We start from the raw sequence: 20811 nt of genomic DNA, 5'->3' as shown, positions 1-20811 counted from the left end.
CCCCGCCCGAGAGCGGGGACCCTTCGTGCTCGTGCAGGCCGCCCGGGAACGGCGGACAGATCAGAGGCGGTTCAGAGGCGGACGACGCAGAGGCTCTTCGAGAACGACGTCTTGTACTTCTTGCTCGAAGGCGCCTTGACCTTGTAGCAGACCTTCTGCTGGCCCCGAGCCGGGCCGAAGACGCGGACGCGGAACTTGCTCTTCCCGTCGGTCTTGAACGTCGTGAAGGTCTTCCAGTTCTTGGTTCCGCCGGGCTTGCGCATCATGACGAGCTTCGACTTCGGGTAGGTCCCGGTCTCGACGGCGCCCTTGATGAAGAACTTGTTCGGCTTCGGCTCGATGCCCTGGACCCGGATCTCCCGCTTGACCTTGTCGGCAGCGGTCGCCGGGGCCGCGAGGGCCAGCGGGGTTGCGGCCATGACGACCAGGGCGATCAGGCTGGCAACGAGGCGGTGCATGCGCATGGGGGTGGTTCCTCCACGGGGTCGGGGACGTGACCGTCCACCTGCCCCCACGACGTCCCGGGCAAACCCCGCCCCGTATCCTTCCGTGGTGTCCGACGCGCGCCGTGGCCTCCTGCTCGGCGTCGCCGCCTACACCTTGTGGGGCGGCTTCCCGCTGTACTTCCCGCTCCTCGAGCCAGCCGGCGCCGTCGAGGTGCTCGCGCACCGGATCCTGTGGTCGGCGCTCACGATGGGCGTGCTCGTGGTGCTCCTCGGCCGGGTGCCGCACCTGCGCGCGCTGCTGCGCTCGCCGCGCACGATGCTGCTGCTCACCGCCGCGGCGATCACGATCAGCGTCAACTGGGGCACCTACATCTACGGCGTCACCAACGACCGCGTCGTGGAGTCCTCGCTCGGCTACTTCATCAACCCGCTGGTCACCGTGCTGATCGGCGTCCTGGTGCTCGGCGAGCGGCTCCGCCCGGCGCAGTGGGTCGCGGTCGGCGTCGCCGCCACCGCCGTGCTCGTGCTGACGCTCGACTACGGCCACCCGCCGTACGTCGCCCTCGTGCTGGCCTCCTCCTTCGCCGCCTACGGGCTGACCAAGAAGACCGCGAACGTCGGCGCGGTCGAGAGCCTCGCCGTCGAGACCGCCGTCGTCGCGCCGCTCGCCGCCGTGTACGTCGGGGTGCTGGTCGCCACCGGCGCGTCCGGCTTCGGGCAGCACGGCTGGGGGCACGCACTCCTGCTGGTCAGCAGCGGCATCGTGACCGCGATCCCGCTGATCGCGTTCGGCGCCGCCGCGACCCGGATCCCGTTGGTGACCTTGGGCCTCCTGCAGTACCTCACGCCGGTCCTGCAGTTCGCCCTGGGCGTGCTGTGGTTCCACGAGGAGATGCCGCCCGCCCGCTGGGCCGGCTTCGCGCTGGTCTGGGGCGCGCTCGTCATCTTCACCCTCGAGGCCAACAATCACCGCCGCCGCCAGCTCCGCCTCCTCGCCACCACCAGCACCGCCGCCTGAGCCGCCCCCGTCCTGCTCAACCAGCGGAGGCGGATCTCCAGCGTTCACCTGCTCGTCACCGCTCGCTCCCCGTGGCCTCCCCAGGGCTCCATCGGCCGTCCCTAGCGTCCGCGCCATGACGACCCTCCCCCGCGCTCCGCGTACCGACCTGCCCGTGCTGCCCCTGCTCACGCCTCAAGGACCGCACGGCTCCCGCAGCAAGCTGACCTGCCGGTTCCGGTGTGGCGACGCCTGCGACCAGCCGCTGCCGAACACCACCGACCACGGCCACGTCCGGGACGAGGTCGCGAAGGCCGTAGCCCGGCGATCGGTGCTGCAGGGGGCGGCTGTGGGTGGCGGGGCGCTCGTGCTGGCCGGGCTGACGTCCGCGCCGGCGGCGGCTGCTCCCGGCGCGGGAGCGGGCGCCGGCGTGGCGCGGGCCGCGGTGGCGGCGGACCTGGGGCGGACGGCGTTCCGGCCGGTGCCGCCGAACCGTCGCGACGCCCTGGTCAGCCCCGACGGCTTCCGCAGCGACGTGGTCGTTCGCTGGGGCGACCCGGTCGAGAAGGGCGCGCCGCGGTTCGACGTCCGCCGGCAGACGGTCGAGGCGGCGGCGAGGCAGTTCGGCTACAACTGCGACTACGTCGGGGTGCTGCCGCTGCGCGGACGCAAGAACCGGGCGCTGCTCGTCGTCAATCACGAGTACACCGACCCGAACCTGATGTTCCCCGCCGATCTCTACGACGAGGACACCCAGAAGGAGATCGAGATCCTCAACCACGGCATGTCGGTGCTGGAGATCGTCCGCGGCCGGACGCCGGGGTCCTGGCTCCGCGCCGACCACACCCGCGCCCGGCACAACCGCCGGATCAGCGCGCGCACGGCCTTCACCGTCACCGGCCCCGCCGCCGGCGACCCGCGCCTCAGGACCTCCGCCGACCCGACCGGCCGCCGGGTCATGGGCACGCTCAACAACTGCGCGGGCGGCACGACGCCGTGGGGCACGGTGCTCTCGGGCGAGGAGAACTTCAACCAGTACTTCGACGCCTCCGGCGACCTCGACCCGCGCTACGCCGACTCCTACAAGCGCATCGGTGTCACCGGCGCCGGCCGGGGCTGGTCGACGGTCGACCCCCGATTCGACCTGACCACCGAGCCGCACGAGCCGTTCCGCTTCGGCTGGGTCGTCGAGATCGACCCGAGCGACCCGAAGTCGACGCCCCGCAAGCACTCGATGCTGGGCCGCTTCAAGCACGAGGGCGCCAACGTCGCGCTCGCGAAGGACGGTCGCGCGGTGGCGTACATGGGCGATGACGAGCGCGGTGACTACCTCTACAAGTTCGTCTCCCGCGACAAGGTGCGGCCCGGCAACAGCGCCGCCGCTCGCCGCCACAACATGACGCTGCTGACGCGCGGCACGCTGTACGTCGCCCGGCTGACCGGCGACGGCACCGAGGACGGTCGCCACGACGGCACGGGCGAGTGGATCCGCCTCACGAGCGACACCACGTCGTACGTCGACGGGATGAGCGTCGCCGACGTCCTCATCGACACGCGGCTGGCCGCCGACAAGGTCGCCCCGACCCGGATGGACCGCCCCGAGGACGTCGAGCCGAACCCGGTGAACGGCAAGGTGTATGTCGCGCTGACGAACAACTCCAACCGCGGCTCGGACGCGATGCCCGTCGACGAGGCCAACCCGGTCGGCTCGTCGATGACCCGCCCCTCGCTCGGCGCGCCGCTCGAGCGGAAGTCGGGCAACCGCAACGGCTACGTGCTGGAGCTGACCCCGGCCCGCGGGGACCACGCGACCACGACCTTCACCTGGGACCTGATGCTGGTCTGCGGCGACCCGGCGGCGCAGGAGACCTACTTCGCGGGCTACGACAAGGCGCAGGTCAGCCCGATCAGCTGCCCCGACAACGTCGCCTTCGACTCCGAGGGCAACCTGTGGATCTCCACCGACGGCAACGCGCTCGGCTCGAACGACGGCATCTTCCGGGTGCCGACGAGCGGCGCGGAGCGTGGTCGCGTGCAGCAGTTCGTCACCGTGCCCCGCGGCGCGGAGGCTTGCGGCCCGCTGCTCGCCGACGGCGACCGCTCGCTCTTCGTCGCGGTCCAGCACCCCGGTGAGATCGACGGCGCGACGTTCGAGGCGCCGGCCAGCACCTGGCCGCACACCGACGACTTCCCGCGGCCCTCGGTCGCGGTGGTCTACAAGCACGCTTGAGCCGGGACGGTCCCGGCCGGGCTCACCGGTCGGGGCCGGCCGGCAGGTCGTACGCCGTCGTCGGCTCGCCGGACCGCACGTCCCACCCGCGCACGCCGTCGTCGGCGGCGACCGACCAGACGGTGGCACCGTCGGGCGCGAAGGCCACGGCCCCGGGCTCGCCGGTGTGCCCCGTCAGCGTCCGGGCGCGACCCGGTCCGCCGAGCGCCTCCGGGCGCCACAGCCGGACCGCGGTGGTGTCGAACGCGGTGACCGCGACCGTCCGGCCGTCCGAAGCCACCGCCGCCTCGTGCACGCGGACCCCCGGCAGCGCGTCGACCGGCTCGAGATCCGGCAGCCGCCACACGGTCGGTGCCTCGTCCGCCCCCGGGCCGACGAGGTGCCGGCCGTCGGGCGTCCAGGCCAGCGCGCCGTTGCGGCCGGAGTCCTCGACGGTCGCGACCACCTCGCCGCCGAGGTCGCGGACCTCGACCGGCCCGCCACCGGCGAGCGCCAGCAGCCCACCGTCGGGGCTGAACGCCAGCGCCTGCGGGGCGTACACCGCGGCGAACGCCGCCTGCTCGCTGCCGTCGTCGACCGACCAGACCCGCACCGACCCGTCGAGGCCGGCGGCCGCGACCAGCGCGCCGTCGGGGCTGTAGGCGACCGCGCTCACCGGCGAGCCGTCGGTGACCTCCGCGTCCGCGAGGCCGCGGAGGGTCTGCACCACCTCTCCGTCCTCGACGCCCGCCAGCACCACGTCGCCGTCGTCGACCGTGGCCACCGTGGACCAGTCGGGAGCGACGGCGACCGAGGTCCCGTCGGGGTCCTGCGCCAGCTCGCCGGTGGCGGTGTCCCAGGTGCAGCGGCCGTCCCAGCAGTCGGCGAGCAGGCGACGGCCGTCGGGGCTGACCGCGAGGTCGTCGGTGGTCACGAGCTCGAACGGCACGTCGCCGGCGGTGCTGCCGCCCGTGCCGGTCCCGCCCGGGCCGGCCGCGGGCTCGTCGTCCCCACAGCCGCCGAGCAGCGCGAGGGCCAGGACGGACACCGCGGCCGGGACGAGCCGGGCCGCCCTGCTCACCGCGTCAGCCACGGGTGCGCGCCCGGGCGGGTGCCGGCGCGACGGCGACGCGGAACCACGCCTCGCCGCCATCGGTCGTGACGAGGCGGTCGAGCGTCCGGCCACCGCGCTCGACCAGGCTCTGCCCCTCCGGACGGCGGCCGAGCGCGCGGAGCACGTCGTGCTCGTCGGCCACGCGCAGCACCGACCAGGGCTTCTCCGCCGTGCCGTCACCGGAGGCGAGAACCGCCTCGACGGCGGCGCGGGCGGCGCGCTCGTGCCGCTCGGCCTCCGCCGGCCGCTCGAGCGCACGGAGGGCGGTGGCGATGCCGGCGTGCAGCGAGGGGCTGAGCACCGCGCCGGGCAGCGCGGACTCCAGCACCCGCAGCGCCTCGGCCGGGTCGCCGTCGCGCAGCAGCCGGGCCGCCTCCCGGCGTACGCCGCGGTCGTCCTCCGCGCCGGCCGCACGGGCGGCGGCCGCCAGGGGCTGGCGGGTCTCCGGCGAGGGGTCGGCGAGCCAGGCGTCGAGCAGGGCGTCGAGCGGGGCGTCTGGGGTGGTCATCATCGGGCGCCCTCTTCAGCCAGCCGCTCGAGCTCCTCGCGGGTCAGGTCCTCCAGCTCCTCACGGCCCTCCTCGCGGGCGTCGACCTCGACCGGCTGACCGTAGTAGGCGTCCCAGCCGTCGGCGTCGACGTCCTGGTAGTCCTTGAAGTTCTCGCGCCACGTCTCGGCCTCCTCCTCGGTGACCCCGAGGTCCTCGTGGTGGTCGAACGGGTCGTCCTGCCAGGGCCAGCGCCAGGCGTCGAGGTCGTCGATGGCCTCGAACTGGTGGGCGTGCCGCATCTCGTGGGCGAGGGTGTTGATGATCTGCGGGTCGTCGAGCAGCCGCTCGTTGAGGGCGATGGTCGCGCCGCCGTCGCGGGCCTGGCCGTTGGGTCCCCACGACTCCGGCTCCCAGACCAGCTCCGGGGTGTCGATGCCGATCATCTCGGCGTACTCCTCGATGTACTCCTCGATGAAGGCGCGCCGCTCGTCGTCGGTCATCGTCGCCCACTCCTCGGCGACCTCGGGCGAGGGCACGCCGCGTTCGTCGACCGCCTCGACGTGGCCGCTCGGGATGCTCCCGCTGAGCAGGGCGTCGACTGCGGCGGCCTTCCCGAGGATCACCGTGATGTCGTCGGCCAGTGCCTGCGCGAGCTGCGTGCGTCGGCTCGTCCACTGCTGCGCCTCGCGCGGGTCGTCGAAGGTCGGTGGGGTGCTGGTGTCGGTGACCGACCCGTCGTCGCCCAGGGCGAACTCCTGGGCCTGCGCCGTGGTCTCGACGTCGGTGACCAGCCGCTCGATCTCGCTGACGTCGTCCTCCGCGGCGTAGAGCGCCCGCTGGACCGCTCGCTTGCCCGCGACGTGCGCGTCGATCCGCGACAGCAGCAGCCGACGCCGGCCCTCGGCCATGAAGCGCGCGAAGCCCGTCCACGAGTCGGGGACCGCCTGGGCCGCGAGGGTGTCGCGGCTGTGCTCGAGCCCGTCCGCGTCGCTCTTCAGGCCGTCGCCGGCCGTCCCGAGCGGGGCCGCGCGCCAGAGGCGGACGTCTCCGAAGGTCGCCGGCACTCAGTCCTCCTCCCCGCCGATGAGCCCGCCGAGGCCGCCGAGGAGCCCGCCTGCCCCGGAGTCGGTGCCGGTCACGTCGTCGGTGTGGGCGCGGAGATCCTCCGCGAAGCCGGCCACGTCGTCGGCCCAGGCGTCGACCTGGTCGTCCCAGGAGGTCCCGAGCTCGAGGAGGTGGGAGACGCAGTCCGCCCCGGGGAGCGCGGCGGTCGCCGTCGAGAGGTGGCCGGACGAGTCGAGGGCTCGTGCCTCGTCGGCGCTGTCCCGGGCCACGTCCGCGGCCCGCATCATCTCGGCCCGGACCACCTGCATCTGGCTCACTCGAGCTCCTCCTCGCGTCGCATTCGAGGAGACCCTTCCCGGGTCCTGGCCGAGGAAACCGGGCCGGGCAAACGGCCCGGATTGCCGGCGGTCAGGCGGAGCGGATCGCCACGACGTCGGCGAAGGCCTCGAGGGCGTCGCGGACCGGGCCGGCGGGGAGCACGGTGAGCAGCTCCTTGGCCTCGCCGGCGCGGCCGACGACGTACGCGCGGGCCTCCTCGAGGGCCGGGTGCTTGCGCAGCAGGTCCAGCGCCTCGGCGTGGAGCGCGTCGTCGGTCAGGTCGGCGTCGAGCAGCTCGAGCAGGCGGGCGTCGGCCGGGTCGGTCGAGGCGCGGGCCATCAGCACCGGGAGCGTCGGGACGCCCTCGCGGAGGTCCGTGCCGGGGGTCTTGCCGGACTCGGCGGACTCCGAGGCGATGTCGAGGATGTCGTCGGAGAGCTGGAAGGCGGAGCCGACGATCTCGCCGTACGCCGTCAGCGCCTCCTCGATCTCCGGCGACGCGCCGCCGAACCGGGCGCCGTAGCGGGCGGAGGTGGCGATGAGCGAGCCGGTCTTGCCGGCGACCACGTCGAGGTAGTGCGCGAGCGGGTCCTCGTCCTCCCCCGGCGGCACCGTCTCGAGGATCTGTCCCTCGACGAGCCGGCTGAAGGTCTCGGCCTGGATCTTGACCGCGTCCGGGCCGAGCTGCGCGGTCAGCTCCGAGGACCGCGCGAAGAGGAAGTCGCCGGTGAGGATCGCGACGTGGTTGTCCCAGCGAGCGTTGGCGGAGTCCGCGCCGCGGCGCAGGGCGGCCTCGTCCATGACGTCGTCGTGGTACAGCGAGCCGACGTGGGTGATCTCCACGACGCAGGCCGCGGTGAGCACCTCTTCGGCCAGCGGGTGTGGGCCGGCCTCGGCGGCCAGGAACACCAGCAGCGGCCGGAACCGCTTGCCGCCGGCGTCGAGCAGGTGGCTGGCGGCCTCGGTGACGTAGGGGTAGCGGCTCTGCACGTGGGCGTACAGCGCCTCCTCGACCTCGACCATCCGGTCGCGCAGGCGCGTCTCGAGGGTCGGGTCGGTCACCGGCAGGGCCAGGCCCGCAGACGACAGGCCCGCGGTCGATCGGGAGCTCACCTGATGAAGTCTCCCGCACGGGCCGCGAGATCGAGAACCGGGCCCGGCACGACGCCGATCACCACGGTCGCCAGCACGCCCGCCGCGATGGTCGCGGAGGTGAGCAGCGACGGCGTCGTCACCGAGGCGACCTCGCCGGCCGGGGTGCCGGCGTGCGGCTCGGTGAAGAACATGATCCGGATGTAGCGCACGTAGAAGAAGATCGCCACGATGCTCGACGCGATCGCGGTGAGCACCACCGGCCAGGCGCCCGCGGACATCGCCACGGTGAAGACGGCCCACTTGCCGACGAAGCCGGCGGTCAGCGGGATGCCGGCCATCGACAGCAGGTAGAGGCCGAAGGCCCCCGCCAGCCACGGCGAGCGCTTGCCGAGCCCGGCCCACCGGTCGAAGTGGGTCGCCTCGCCGTTGGAGTCGCGGACCAGGGTGACGACCGCGAACGCACCGAGCGTGGCGACGCCGTACGCCGCCAGGTAGAACAGCACCGCCTGGAGCGAGGTGATCTGGCCGTCGGCGAGCTCGCCGGCGCCCTGCACCCCGAGCACGCCGGTGAGGATGAAGCCGGTGTGGGCGACCGAGGAGTAGGCGAGCATCCGCTTGACGTCGGTCTGGGAGACCGCGACGACCGCGCCGACGACCATCGTGAGGATGGCGACGGCCCACATCATCGGCTGCCAGCTCCACCGGTCGGAGCCGAAGGCGACGTAGAACAGGCGCAGCAGCGCGCCGAACGCGGCGACCTTCGTGGCCGCCGACATGAACGCCGTGACCGCGGTGGGCGCGCCCTGGTAGACGTCCGGCGTCCAGCCCTGGAACGGCGCCGCGCCGACCTTGAACAGCAGGCCGACCGCGAGCAGGCCCATGCCGACCAGCAGCAGCGCCTGGTTCCCGGTGTCGTTGCGGACCGCCTCGGCGATCGCGGTGAACTGCATCGAGCCCGCGAAGCCGTAGACGAGCGCCGCCCCGTAGAGGAAGAACCCGGAGGAGAACGCGCCGAGCAGGAAGTACTTGAGCGCGGCCTCCTGGCTGAGCAGGCGCCGGCGCCGGGCCAGGCCGGTCAGCAGGTAGAGCGGCAGCGAGAGGACCTCGAGCGCCACGAACATCGTCAGCAGGTCGTTCGAGGCGGGGAAGAGCATCATGCCGCCGACCGCGAACAGCAGCAGCGGGTAGACCTCGGTGTGCTCCCAGCCGCGGGTGGAGGCCTCGCGCTCGGCCTCGGTCCCGGGCAGCGCCGCGGCCTGGCCGGCGAACGCCGAGACCCCGCCCTCGACCCGGCGCTCGGCGAACAGCGCCACGCCTCCGAGCGAGAGCAGGAGGACCAGGCCCCACAGGAAGACGGTCGGGCCGTCGACGACGATCGTGCCCTCCGCGGTGAGCAGCCCCCGCGCGGCACCGCCGGCCACCTCGGCCAGGTCGGTGGCCACCCAGATCGTGGTCGCGAACGCCGCGAGCAGGACGACGGAGGTCAGCACCAGCTGCACCGTCCGGCGCGGCGAGCGTGGCAGGAAGGCCTCGACGGCCACGCCGAGGCAGGCGCCACCGAGGACGATGAGCAGCGGAGCGAGCTCGGCGTACTCGATGGTCGGCTTGACGAAGTCCATGCTCAGTGAGCTCCCTCTCCAGCGGCCTCGTGCTCGACGGTCGTCCCCGGGGGTACGGCGGGGGCGTCGTCGTCGACGTCGACGCGGGCCATCAGGTCCTCGACGTAGGGGTTGGCCACGTCGAACAACGGCATCGGGAAGAAGCCGAAGAGCACCAGCCCGACCACTAGCGGCGTCAGCACCGCGACCTCGTGCGGGCGCAGGTCACGCGCAGCGGCCGGCGTCGTGACGGCGGCCTCCGTCCGGGTGGCGGTGGCGGTGCCGGTGGCGCCACCTCCGGCCGCCCCGTGGCCGGCCGGCTCGCGGTGCGCCGGGTCCTCGAGGTGCTCGCCCGCCGCGTCGTCGGCAGCGTCGTCGGCGGCCAGCGGGCCGGGACCGGTCATCACGCGCTGGTACATCGACAGCACGTAGATCGCGGCCAGGACGATGCCGGTCACGGCGATCGCGCCGACCCACCAGTGGTAGTCGAAGGCCGCGATGATCACGAGCAGCTCGGAGACGAACGGGCTCAGCCCGGGCAGGCTCAGCGTCGCCAGGCCGGCGAGGAGGAAGAACCCGGCCAGCACCGGCGCGAGCTTCTCCATCCCGCCCATCCGGCTGATCGAGGAGGTCCCCCGTCGTGCGATCACGTGGCCGGCGGTGAGGAACAGCGCGGCGGTGCCGAGGCCGTGGTTGACCATGTAGAGGATCGCGCCGCTCTGGCCCTGGCTGCTGAAGGCGAAGATGCCGAGGGTGATGAACCCGAAGTGGCTCAGCGAGGTGAGGCCGACCAGCCGGAGCAGGTCGTCCTGGCCGATGGCCAGCAACGCGCCGTACACGATCGAGATCAGCGCCAGCGTGACGACCAGCGGCGTGGCCCACTGCGAGGCCTCGGGGAACAGCTCCAGGCAGAAGCGGAGCATCCCGTAGGTGCCGATCTTGTCCAGCACGCACACCAACAGGACGCTCGTGCCGGGGGTGGCCTTCTCGGTGGTGTCGGCCAACCAGGTGTGCAGCGGGAAGAGCGGCGCCTTGACCACGAAGGCGATGAGGAACCCGGCGAGGATCCAGCGCTCGGCGGAGGTGGACATGTCCAGCGCGGCGAGGTCCGAGTGGAGGTACGACGGCTCCCCGGCCTGGGCGGAGACGACGTAGAGCCCGATCACGGAGCCGAGCAGCACCAGGCCGCCACCGAGCTGGAACATCAGGAACTTCACCGCGGCGGCACCGCGGCCGGCCTTGCCGAAGCCGCCGATGAGGAAGTACGCCGGGATCAGCGTGGCCTCGAAGACGACGTAGAAGAGGAACACGTCGGTGGCGAGGAAGACCGCGAGCGAGAGCGCCTCCAGGGCCAGCGCCCAGGCGAAGAACGCCCGCGGAGAGCCGCCCGATCCGGCCTGGGCGTCCTCGTCGTGGGTCCAGGAGTAGGCCAGGACGATCGGGACGAGCACGACGGTCAGCAGGACCATCAGCAGCGAGAGCCCGTCCACGCCGAGCGCGTAGTGGACGCCGAACGCCGAGATCCAGTCGTGGGTCTCGGTCAGCTGCATGCCGCCGCGCAGCTCGTGCTGGAGCGCGACGGCGACGCCGAGCCCAAGGGTGACCACGGAGATGAGCAGCGCGGCCAGCTTGGCGAGCTCGGCGCGCGGCAGGGCGGCGACGACGACCGCGCCGACGAGCGGCACGCCGATCAGGAGGCTGAGCCAGGGAAGATCGCTCATGCGAGGTTCACCGCCAGGAGTGCGAGGACGACGAGCAGGACGCCGCCGAGGACGGAGAGGGCGTAGGAGCGGACGAAGCCGTTCTGGAGCCGACGCAGCACGTTGCCGGTGGCCTTCACCCCGGCGGAGCCGCCGGTGAAGAGCCCGTCGACGACCGAGCGGTCACCGGCGGTGAGCCCCCGGACGGTGGCGGCGCCCGGACGGGCGACGAGCACGTCGTTGATCGCGTCGCCGTACATGTCCGCACGCGCGGCGCGGGTCGCGAACGACACGTCCTGCGGCGCGGTGAGCGGCACCTCGCGCTTGCCGACGAGGAACCAGGCGGCGGCGACGCCGACGGCGACGGTCGCGACCGTGAGCAGCGTGATCACGATGATCGGCAGCGGCGGCTCGTGGTGCGGCGCCTCGCCGACGACCGGCGCGAGCCACTCCACGATCCAGTCGCCGAGCAGGAGCACGCCGCCGAGGACCGAGAGCGCGGCCAGCACGACCAGCGGCACGGTCATCACGCCGGGTGACTCGTGGGGGTGGACGTCCTCCTTCCACCGCCTGGTGGTGAAGAAGGTCAGCAGCATCAGCCGGGTCATGTAGAAGCCGGTGATGCCGGCGCCCAGCAGCGCGAGCACGCCGACCACCCAGTTCTCGGCCAGGGCGGTCTCGATGATCTTGTCCTTGGACCAGAAGCCGGAGAAGCCCGGGAAGCCGATGATCGCGAGGTAGCCCATCGCGAAGGTCAGGAACGTGACCGGCATGGCGTGCCGGAGCGCGCCGTACCGCCGCATGTCGACGTCGTCGTTCATGCCGTGCATGACCGACCCGGCGCCGAGGAACATGTTGGCCTTGAAGAAGCCGTGCGTGATGAGGTGGAAGATCGCGAACGCGTAGCCCGCGACGCCGAGGCCGGCGCCGAGCATCATGTAGCCGATCTGGCTCATCGTGGAGCCGGCCAACGCCTTCTTGATGTCGTCCTTGGCGCAACCGATGACCGCACCCCACAGCAGCGTGACCGTGGCGACGATGACGACCACCGTCTGCGCGGTCGGGGCGAGCTCGAAGATGAAGTTCGACCGGACGACGAGGTAGACACCGGCGGTGACCATGGTCGCGGCGTGGATGAGCGCGGAGACCGGGGTCGGGCCCTCCATCGCGTCCAGCAGCCAGGCCTGGAGCGGCACCTGGGCGGACTTGCCGCAGGCCGCGAGCAGCAGGAGCAGGCCGACCGCGGTCAGCGTGTCCTGCTCCGCGGCGCCGGAGACCTGGCTGATGGCGGTGAAGCTCGTGGTGCCGAAGGTCGTGAACAGCAGCGCGATCGCCAGCGCCATGCCGATGTCGCCGACACGGTTGATGACGAAGGCCTTCTTGGCCGCCGCGGCCGCGGACGGCTTGTGCTGCCAGAAGCCGATGAGCAGGTACGACGCCAGGCCGACGCCCTCCCAGCCGAGGAACAGCCCCAGGTAGTTCTCGGCCAGCACCAGCATGAGCATCGCGGCGACGAACAGGTTGAGGTAGGCGAAGAACCGGCGGCGCCGCGGGTCGTGCTCCATGTAGCCGATGGAGTAGACGTGGATGAGCGTGCCGACGCCCGTGATCAGCAGCAGGAACAGCGCCGACAGCGGGTCGTAGAGCAGGTCCATCCCGACCTGCAGGTCGCCGACCGCGATCCAGTCGTAGAGGTGCTGGGTGACCGACCGGTCACCCGCCTCCCGACCGAGCAGCTCGACGAAGAGCAGCAGGCTGACGACGAAGGACGCCGCCGACATGAGCGTGCCCAGCCAGTGGCCCCAGCGGTCGGTGGCCCGGCCGCCGAGCAGCAGCACGGCGGCGCCGAGCAGCGGCAGGCCGATCACCAGCCACAGCAACGAGAAGGTGCCGTCCGCGGCGCTCGGCTCGATGACCGGCACCTGGTGGGCAGCCTCGGACAGTGAGTACATCCGTCCTCTTCCTCAGTACTTCAGCAGGCTGGCGTCGTCGACCGAGGCCGACCGGCGCGTGCGGAAGATGGTCATGATGATCGCGAGCCCGACGACGACCTCGGCGGCGGCGACGACCATCACGAAGAACGCCGCGACCTGGCCGTCGAGGTTGCCGTGCTGCTTGGCGAAGGCGACGAGCGCGAGGTTGCAGGCGTTGAGCATCAGCTCCACGCACATGAAGACCACGATCGCGTTGCGGCGGGTCAGCACGCCCACGGCGCCGATGCTGAACAGGATCGCCGACAGCACGACGTACGGCGTCACGTCGGTCATCGGTGGGCCTCCTCGTCGGTCCCGGTGCCGGACGCGCCGGGGCCGCCGGCTCCCGTCGCGTTGCCGGTGCTGGGGTTCTCGGTGTTGTGCCCGGAGCCGGCCGAGGTGTCCGCGGGCGTGCCGGCGCCGCCGGCAGGCCCGCCCAGCGCGCGCTGGACGTCCTCGATGTCGTCGGCCAGGTCGGGGGCGTGGCGGATCGTGCCGCGGGCCGCGAGGGTCTGCGAGACCGACGTCTCCGCCGGCGTGCCGTCGGGCAGCAGCGCGGGGGTGTCCACGGCGTTGTGGCGGGCGTAGACGCCCGGCGCCGGCAGCGGTCCGAGGTGGAGGCCCTTGGTGCCGAAGTCGCGCACCCGCTGTGCGGCCAGCTCGGCCTGGCCCGGCTTGGCGCTGGTCCGCTCGCGGTGGGCCAGCACCATCGCGCCGAGCGCGGCGGTGATCAGCAGCGCCGCGGTGACCTCGAAGACCAGGACGTAGCGGGAGAACAGCAGGTCGGCCAGGCCCTCGATGTTGCCGCCGGCGTTGGCCTCCTCGAGGCCCACCGTCGCTCCGAGCGAGAGCTGGCTGACGCCCACCAGCAGGAGGGCGCCCAGGGCGATCCCGGCGACGACGGCCGCGCTCCGCTGGCCGCGGATCGTCTCCACCAGCGAGTCCGAGGCGTCGACGCCGACGAGCATGACGACGAAGAGGAACAGCATGAGGATGGCGCCGGTGTAGACGATGATCTGCACGACGAAGAGGAACGGCGCCTCGAGCACGGCGTACAGCACCGCCAGGCTGATCATCACCGTCGCGAGCAGCAGCGCCGCGTGGACGGCCTTGCGCACGACGAGGATGCCGAGCGCGCAGACCACCATCACCGGGGCCAGGATCCAGAACGCGGTCACCGGCCGGCCTCCCGCAGCGTGGCGTCGTCGTCGACCGTGGTCGCCGGAGCGGTCGACGTGGACGGGGAGGGGGGCGCGGCGAACGTGCCGCGGTAGTAGTCGCCCTCGTCGGAGCCGAGCAGCATCGGGTGCGGCGGCTGCTCCATGCCGGGCAGCAGCGGGGCCAGCAGGTCGGACTTCTCGTAGATGAGGTCCGCGCGGTTGTCGTCGGCCAGCTCGTACTCGTTGGTCATCGTCAGCGCGCGGGTCGGGCACGCCTCGATGCACAGCCCGCACAGGATGCAGCGCAGGTAGTTGATCTGGTAGACGCGGCCGTAGCGCTCGCCGGGGCTGTAGCGCCCGGAGCCGTCACCCTCCCCGTTCGGCAGAGCGTCGACGTTCGAGGCGCCCTCGACGTAGATCGCGTCGGCCGGGCACGCCCACGCGCACAGCTCGCACCCGATACACTTCTCCAGGCCGTCCGGCCAGCGGTTGAGCTGGTGGCGGCCGTGGAAGCGCGGGGCGGTCGGCTGCTTCTCGAAGGGGTACTGCTCGGTGACCACCTTCTTGAACATCGTCCGCAGCGTGACGCCGAAGCCGGCCACGGGGTCCCAGAAGCGCTGCTTCTCGGTCGGCTGGTCGTTGGGCAGCTCGCCCGACCGGTCCGGCGAGCTGCCGCTCGGTGCGTCGGTCATCGGCTCTCCTCCTCCGCCTCGGCGGCGCTCCCCTGGGTGGCAGGGGTCGCGAAGGTCAACGGTCGGGCGGCACCACGGACGGGGCCGCCGGCGGGCATCGGCGGGACCGGGAAGCCGCCGGTCGGCTCGGGCGCCGGGCGGGTGGTCCGCGCGGCCGGCTCGTCGCTGTCCTGGCCGAAGAACATGACGGCGAGGAACACCGCGGCCAGCACGGCGAGCGCGACCAGGACGTACTGCCGGTCGAGGCCGCCGTCGAGCGTGACCGCGCGGATGACGGAGACGGCGACGGTCCAGCCCAGGGCGACCGGGATCAGCACCTTCCAGCCGAAGTTCATGAACTGGTCGTAGCGCAGCCGCGGCAGGGACCCGCGCAGCCAGATGAACAGGAAGATGAAGAACAGCATCTTCCCGAAGAACCAGATCAGCGGGACGTAGCCCTCGTTGGCGCCCGCCCACACCCGGTCGATCCAGAACGGCGCGCGCCAGCCGCCCAGGAACAGCGTGGTCGCGACCGCCGAGACGGTCGCCATGTTGATGTACTCGGCGAGGAAGAACAGGGCGAACTTCAGCGAGGAGTACTCCGTGTGGAAGCCGCCGACCAGCTCGCCCTCGGCCTCGGGGAGGTCGAAGGGTGCGCGGTTGACCTCGCCGACCATCGAGATGACGTAGATGACGAACGACGGTGCGAGCACCAGCCCGAACCACAGCGAGTCCTGCGCGTCGACGATCTCCGAGGTCGAGGCGGAGCCGGCGTAGAGGAACACCGAGACGAGCGCCAGGCCCATCGAGACCTCGTAGGAGATCATCTGGGCGCTCGAGCGCAGGCCGCCGAGCAGGGAGTACGTCGAGCCGCTGGACCAGCCGCCCAGCACGATGCCGTAGATGCCGATCGAGGCGATCGCCATCACGAACAGCACCGCGACCGGCATGTCGGTCAGCTGGAGCGGGGTGACGGTGTCGGTGAACGGGATCCGCACCTCGGGCCCGAACGGGATGACGCTGAAGGTCACGAACGCCGGGATGACGGCCAGGACCGGGGCGAGGAGGAAGACCACCTTGTCGGCGGCCTTGGGGATGATGTCCTCCTTCAGCGCCAGCTTCACGCCGTCGGCCAGCGACTGCAGCAGGCCGAAGGGCCCGTTGACGTTCGGGCCGATCCGGTGCTGCATCCGGGCCACGACCCGGCGCTCCCACCAGATGTTGAACAGCGTCAGCAGGACCAGGACCACGAAGATCAGCAGGGTCTTGAGGAGGACGACCCACAGCGGGTCGTTGCCGAACGCCGAGAGGTCGTCGACGGCCAGCGTCGACAGCAGCGGCGCCACGAGCGAGGTCATCGGCCTGCTCCCTTCAGGCTCACGCGGGACCCGGGTGAGGCCAGGCCGGCCAGCACCCCGTCGCCGAAGGAGTTCGCCGGCACCCAGACCACGCCGTCGACCAGGTCGTCGGTGATCTCGGCCGGCAGCGTCACCGAGCCGCGGTCACCGGTGATGGTGACGGTCGGCCCGACGGCGTCGTAGGTCGCTGCGCTGATCCGCGCCACGGGCATCCGGGCGGTCGCCCGCAGGGCGGCGTCGCCGTCCTGCATCGAGCCCAGGTCGAGCATCTGCTTCCAGGTCGCGAGCACCAGGCCGTCGCTCGCGGTGGCGGCGGACGCCACCAGCTCCGCGCGCGGGGCCGGTCGCTCGCCGTCCCAGCCGCCGAGCTCCTCCATCCGGGCGCGGACGTCGGCGACCGTGCGGAAGCCGAGCGGGCGGCCCCGGCCGAGCACCGCGAGCTCCTCGGCGATGCCGGCGAGGACGCGGAGGTCGGGCAGCGAGGCGGGATTGGTGAAGACCGCGTCGAAGGGCCGCGGGCGGCCCTCCCAGGTGATGAACGTGCCGGCCTTGTCGCTGACCGGCGCGACCGGGAGGACCACGTCGGCCTCGCGGGTCACGTCGGTCTCGCGGACCTCCAGCGCGACCACGAAGCGGGCGGCGCGCAGCGCGGCGCGGGTCGCGGCCGGGTCGGCGGTGTCGTCGGGGTCCACGCCGCCGACGACCACGCCGCCGAGCTCGCCGGAGACGAGCGCGGCCACGATCTGGTCGGCGTCGCGGCCGGGGGCCTCGGGCAGGGAGTCGACGCCCCAGGTGGTGGCGGCGTCGACGCGGGCGGCGGGGTCGGCGACCGGGCGGCCGCCGGGCAGCAGGGTCGGCAGGCAGCCGGCCTCGACCGCACCGCGGTCGCCGGCCCGGCGTGGCACCCACGCGAGCCGGGCGCCGGTACGCCGGGCGAGCGCGGCCGCCGCGGTCAGGGCGCCGGGCGAGGTCGCGAGCCGCTCCCCCACCAGCAGGACCGTGTCCTTGTCCAGGCCGTGCTCGGAGTGCTCGGCCAGCGCCTCGATCGCCTGCGCCTCGGTGCCGGGCACCGCCGGCACCAGCACGCCGTTCATCTTGCGCAGGCCGCGGCTGCTGAAGGGCGCGACCGAGAGCACGCGCGTGCCCCGCCCGGACGCCTTGCGCAGCCGCAGGAAGATCGCGCCGGCCTCGTCCTCCGGCTCGAGCCCGAGCAGGACGACGGTCCGCGCGGCCTCGAGGTCGGCGTACGTCACCGCACCGTCCCACGGGCCGGTCAGCACGACCTCGGAGGCGAGGAAGTCCGCCTCCTCGGCCGAGAGCGGGCGGGCGCGGAAGTCGACGTCGTTGGTGCCGAGCGCGACGCGCGCGAAGACGCTGTAGGCGTAGGCGTCCTCGGCGGTGAGCCGGCCGCCGGGCAGCACGCCCACGGCGCCGGCGTCGGCCAGGCCCCGGGCGGCGACCGCGAAGGCCTCGGGCCACGACGCGGGCCGCAGCGAGCCGTCGGTGTCGCGCACCTGCGGGTAGGTCAGCCGGTCGGGCTGCTGCGCGTAGTGGAACGCGAAGCGGTCCTTGTCGGTGATCCACTCCTCGTTGACCTCGGGGTCGTTGCCCGCCAGGCGGCGCATGACCTTGCCACGACGGTGGTCGACGCGGATCGCGGAACCGCAGGCGTCGTGCTCGGCGACGGCCGGGGTGGAGACGAGGTCGAAGGGGCGCGAGCGGAAGCGGTACTCCGCGCTGGTCAGCGCGCCGACCGGGCAGATCTGGATGGTGTTGCCGGAGAAGTAGCTCTCGAAGGGCTCCTTCTCGTAGATCCCGACCTGCTGCAGCGCGCCGCGCTCGACCAGGGCGATGAACGGGTCGCCCGCGATCTGCTCGGAGAAGCGGGTGCAGCGGGCGCAGAGCACGCAGCGTTCGCGGTCGAGCAGCACCTGCGCGGAGATGTTGATCGGCTTGGGGTAGGTGCGCTTGACGCCGCCGGAGGCCGCGAAGCGGGACTCGCCGCGGCCGTTGGACATCGCCTGGTTCTGCAGCGGGCACTCGCCGCCCTTGTCGCAGACCGGGCAGTCCAGCGGGTGGTTGATGAGCAGGAACTCCATGACGCCCTGCTGCGCCTTGTCGGCCACCTCGCTGGTCGCCTGGGTGTTGACGACCATGCCCTCAGCGACCGGCAGCGTGCAGGAGGCCTGCGGCTTGGGGAAGCCGCGGCCGTTGCCGGCGTCGGGGACGTCGACCAGGCACTGGCGGCACGCGCCGACCGGCGCGAGCAGCGGGTGGTCGCAGAAGCGCGGGACCTGGATGCCGACCTGCTCGGCCGCGCGGATGACCAGCGTGTCCTTCGGGACGCTGACCTGGACGCCGTCGATGGTGAGGGAGACCAGGTCGGTCCGGTCCTGTTGCAGGGTCATGCCGTCGCTCCCACGGTGCGGTCGGCCCACGCGGTCGAGGCGGCCGGGTCGAACGGGCAGCCGCCGTGCGTGAGGTGGGCGAGGTACTCCTCGCGGAAGTACTTGATCGAGCTGGAGATCGGACTGGTGGCGCCGTCGCCCAGCGCGCAGAAGGAGCGGCCCAGGATGTTGTCGCACTGGTCGAGCAGCAGGTCGAGGTCGGCCTCGCTGCCCTGGCCCTTCTCGAGGCGGGCGAGCGTCTGCACCAGCCACCACGTGCCCTCGCGGCACGGGGTGCACTTGCCGCAGGACTCGTGCTTGTAGAACTCCGTCCACCGCAGCACCGCCCGCACCACGCAGACGGTCTCGTCGAAGATCTGGAGCGCACGGGTGCCGAGCATCGACCCGGCCGCGCCGACGCCCTCGAAGTCCAGCGGCACGTCGAGGTGCTCGGCGGTCAGCAGCGGCGTGCTCGAGCCGCCGGGTGTCCAGAACTTGAGCTCGTGGCCCTGGCCGTCCGGCTTCTGGCGGATGCCGCCGGCGAGGTCGATGAGCTGGCGCAGGGTGATGCCCAGCGGCGCCTCGTACTGCCCCGGGCGCTGCACGTGGCCGGAGAGGGAGAAGATCCCGAAGCCCTTGGACTTCTCGGTGCCCATGCTGGAGAACCACTCGGCGCCGTTGGCGATGATGCTCGGCACCGACGAGATCGACTCGACGTTGTTGATGACCGTCGGGCTGGCGTAGAGGCCGGCCACGGCGGGGAACGGCGGGCGCAGGCGCGGCTGCCCGCGGCGGCCCTCGAGGCCCTCGAGCAGCGCGGTCTCCTCGCCGCAGATGTAGGCGCCGGCGCCGGCGTGCACCACGACGTCGAGGTCGTAGCCGGAGCCGTGGATGTCCCGACCGAGGTGCCCGGCGGCGTACGCCTCGGCGACGGCGGCCTGGACCCGGCGGATGACGTGGAGGACCTCGCCGCGGATGTAGATGAACGCCGTGTGCGCGCGGATGGCGAAGCTGCTGAGGATGACGCCCTCGACCAGCGTGTGCGGGCTGGCCATCATGAGCGGGATGTCCTTGCAGGTGCCCGGCTCGGACTCGTCGGCGTTGACGACGAGGTACTTCGGGTTCGGGTTCTCCTGCGGGATGAAGGACCACTTCATCCCGGTCGGGAAGCCTGCGCCGCCGCGGCCGCGCAGGCCGGAGTCCTTGACCGCCTCGATCACGGCGTCGGGACCCATCGCGAACGCCTTGTCGAGCGCGGCGTACCCGCCGCGGCGGGCGTAGGCGTCGAGGGTCCAGGACCGCTCGTCGGCCCACCCCGCGGTGAGCACGGGGGTGAGGGTGTCGGTCGTCCCGGTCGCAGCGCTGCTCATCGGGCGTCTCCCTTCTCCGCGGCCGTCCCGGTCGTCGGGCTCTCCTTCTCGACCACGGCGGCCTCCGCCTCCTTGGTGCCGGCGTCGGCGGTGGCCGCCGCCTCCTGGCGGGGCTCCTCCGCGACCGGGTGGTCGGTCGACCCGTCGGCGCGGTCGGCGCGGTCGGCGTCCGGCGCGGACCAGCCGCGCTCGGTCGCGATGCCGAGGCCGACCAGCGAGGCCGGGCCGGCACCCGGGCCCTCGTCGGCGCGGCCGTCGGGGAAGCCCGCGAGCACGCGCGCGGCCTCGCGCCAGGTGCAGATGCGCGGACCGCGGGTGGAGCGGACCTCGTTGCCGGCGCGCAGGTCGTCGACCAGCTGCACCGCCGACTCGGGGGTCTGGTTGTCGACGAACTCCCAGTTGACCATCATCACCGGGGCGTAGTCGCAGGCCGCGTTGCACTCGAGGTGCTCCAGCGTGACCTTGCCGTCGGCGGTGGTCTCGTCGTTGCCGACGTCGAGGTGGTCCTTGAGCCGGGCGAAGATCTCGTCGCCGCCCATCACCGCGCACAGCGTGTTGGTGCAGACGCCGACGTGGTAGTCGCCGACCGGCTTGCGCTTGTACATCGTGTAGAAGGTCGCGACGCCGCTGACCTCGGCCGCGGAGATGCCCAGCACGTCGGCGCAGGCCTCGATCCCCTCCGGGGTGATCCGTCCCTCGACCGACTGCACCAGGTGCAGCATCGGCAGCAGGCCGGAGCGCGGCTGGGGGTAGCGGGCCGCGATCTCGCGGAGCTCCGCCAGCGACTCGTGATTCAACTTCGTGCCCATCAACCATCGACCTTTCGGGGCCCCCGCGGAGTTGTTCGCGGGGGAGCGAAG

General features: G+C 72.6%; 18 protein-coding genes. 2 read left to right on the top strand and 16 right to left on the bottom strand.

The window, feature by feature from the left end; translation table 11 throughout:
- Positions 1-71 precede the first annotated feature (71 nt).
- Entirely contained in the window at positions 72-464 is a 393-nt protein-coding gene (locus tag H7344_RS14885; RefSeq protein WP_186346782.1) for a hypothetical protein, read from the bottom strand.
- 88 nt (positions 465-552) lie between these two features.
- Here H7344_RS14885 and rarD point away from each other — a divergent pair, with 88 nt between their 5' ends.
- Both rarD and H7344_RS14875 read left to right on the top strand, forming a co-directional pair.
- On the top strand, positions 553-1464 hold the full coding sequence (rarD, locus tag H7344_RS14880; protein WP_229707173.1) for an EamA family transporter RarD: 912 nt from the start codon (positions 553-555) through the stop codon (positions 1462-1464).
- A 115-nt stretch (positions 1465-1579) separates the two neighbouring features.
- Positions 1580-3673 carry a PhoX family protein gene (locus H7344_RS14875; protein ID WP_186346781.1) on the top strand — a complete coding sequence of 698 codons (2094 nt, stop codon included), beginning with the start codon at positions 1580-1582 and terminating at the stop codon, positions 3671-3673.
- 22 nt (positions 3674-3695) lie between these two features.
- On the opposite strand, the gene H7344_RS14870 is transcribed toward H7344_RS14875, so the two are convergent.
- From H7344_RS14870 to nuoE, 15 genes are all read right to left on the bottom strand, one after another.
- Positions 3696-4733: a WD40 repeat domain-containing protein gene (locus tag H7344_RS14870; RefSeq protein ID WP_186346780.1), complete on the bottom strand. Its 1038-nt coding sequence runs from the start codon at positions 4731-4733 to the stop codon at positions 3696-3698.
- 4 nt (positions 4734-4737) lie between these two features.
- Complete coding sequence (locus H7344_RS14865; RefSeq protein ID WP_186346779.1) at positions 4738-5274, bottom strand: DUF4919 domain-containing protein; 537 nt, start codon at positions 5272-5274, stop codon at positions 4738-4740.
- Positions 5274-6320, bottom strand: coding sequence for a SprT family zinc-dependent metalloprotease (locus H7344_RS14860; RefSeq protein ID WP_186346778.1), 1047 nt, complete (start codon positions 6318-6320; stop codon positions 5274-5276). The genes H7344_RS14865 and H7344_RS14860 overlap by 1 nt, the downstream gene beginning before the upstream one ends.
- The gene (locus H7344_RS14855) at positions 6321-6638 is read right to left on the bottom strand and encodes a hypothetical protein (RefSeq protein ID WP_186346777.1); all 318 of its coding nucleotides are present in this window, start codon (positions 6636-6638) and stop codon (positions 6321-6323) included. It abuts the gene before it with no gap.
- A 91-nt stretch (positions 6639-6729) separates the two neighbouring features.
- Complete coding sequence (locus H7344_RS14850; protein ID WP_373286525.1) at positions 6730-7752, bottom strand: polyprenyl synthetase family protein; 1023 nt, start codon at positions 7750-7752, stop codon at positions 6730-6732.
- Entirely contained in the window at positions 7749-9353 is a 1605-nt protein-coding gene (gene nuoN / locus H7344_RS14845; RefSeq protein ID WP_186346776.1) for an NADH-quinone oxidoreductase subunit NuoN, read from the bottom strand. The genes H7344_RS14850 and nuoN overlap by 4 nt, the downstream gene beginning before the upstream one ends.
- Before the next feature lie 2 nt (positions 9354-9355).
- On the bottom strand, positions 9356-11053 hold the full coding sequence (locus H7344_RS14840; protein WP_186346775.1) for an NADH-quinone oxidoreductase subunit M: 1698 nt from the start codon (positions 11051-11053) through the stop codon (positions 9356-9358).
- Complete coding sequence (gene nuoL / locus H7344_RS14835) at positions 11050-12984, bottom strand: NADH-quinone oxidoreductase subunit L (protein WP_186346774.1); 1935 nt, start codon at positions 12982-12984, stop codon at positions 11050-11052. Before nuoL ends, H7344_RS14840 begins: the two co-directional genes overlap by 4 nt.
- A 12-nt stretch (positions 12985-12996) precedes the next feature.
- Positions 12997-13299, bottom strand: a complete 303-nt coding sequence (gene nuoK, locus H7344_RS14830) for an NADH-quinone oxidoreductase subunit NuoK (RefSeq protein WP_186346773.1) — start codon at positions 13297-13299, stop codon at positions 12997-12999.
- On the bottom strand, positions 13296-14183 hold the full coding sequence (locus H7344_RS14825; RefSeq protein WP_186346772.1) for an NADH-quinone oxidoreductase subunit J: 888 nt from the start codon (positions 14181-14183) through the stop codon (positions 13296-13298). The genes nuoK and H7344_RS14825 overlap by 4 nt, the downstream gene beginning before the upstream one ends.
- Positions 14180-14857, bottom strand: a complete 678-nt coding sequence (gene nuoI / locus H7344_RS14820) for an NADH-quinone oxidoreductase subunit NuoI (protein WP_186346771.1) — start codon at positions 14855-14857, stop codon at positions 14180-14182. Before nuoI ends, H7344_RS14825 begins: the two co-directional genes overlap by 4 nt.
- The gene (nuoH, locus tag H7344_RS14815) at positions 14854-16194 is read right to left on the bottom strand and encodes an NADH-quinone oxidoreductase subunit NuoH (protein WP_186346770.1); all 1341 of its coding nucleotides are present in this window, start codon (positions 16192-16194) and stop codon (positions 14854-14856) included. Before nuoH ends, nuoI begins: the two co-directional genes overlap by 4 nt.
- Positions 16191-18602, bottom strand: a complete 2412-nt coding sequence (locus H7344_RS14810; protein ID WP_186346769.1) for an NADH-quinone oxidoreductase subunit G — start codon at positions 18600-18602, stop codon at positions 16191-16193. Before H7344_RS14810 ends, nuoH begins: the two co-directional genes overlap by 4 nt.
- Entirely contained in the window at positions 18599-19951 is a 1353-nt protein-coding gene (nuoF, locus tag H7344_RS14805) for an NADH-quinone oxidoreductase subunit NuoF (RefSeq protein WP_186346768.1), read from the bottom strand. Before nuoF ends, H7344_RS14810 begins: the two co-directional genes overlap by 4 nt.
- The gene (gene nuoE / locus H7344_RS14800) at positions 19948-20760 is read right to left on the bottom strand and encodes an NADH-quinone oxidoreductase subunit NuoE (protein ID WP_186346767.1); all 813 of its coding nucleotides are present in this window, start codon (positions 20758-20760) and stop codon (positions 19948-19950) included. The genes nuoF and nuoE overlap by 4 nt, the downstream gene beginning before the upstream one ends.
- Positions 20761-20811 lie beyond the last annotated feature (51 nt).

The sequence above is a fragment of the Nocardioides deserti genome (genome assembly GCF_014266025.1).
GTDB lineage: Bacteria > Actinomycetota > Actinomycetes > Propionibacteriales > Nocardioidaceae > Nocardioides > Nocardioides deserti.
Note: the sequence above shows the minus strand (reverse complement) of the source record. Positions and strands in the feature narration are given on the sequence as shown.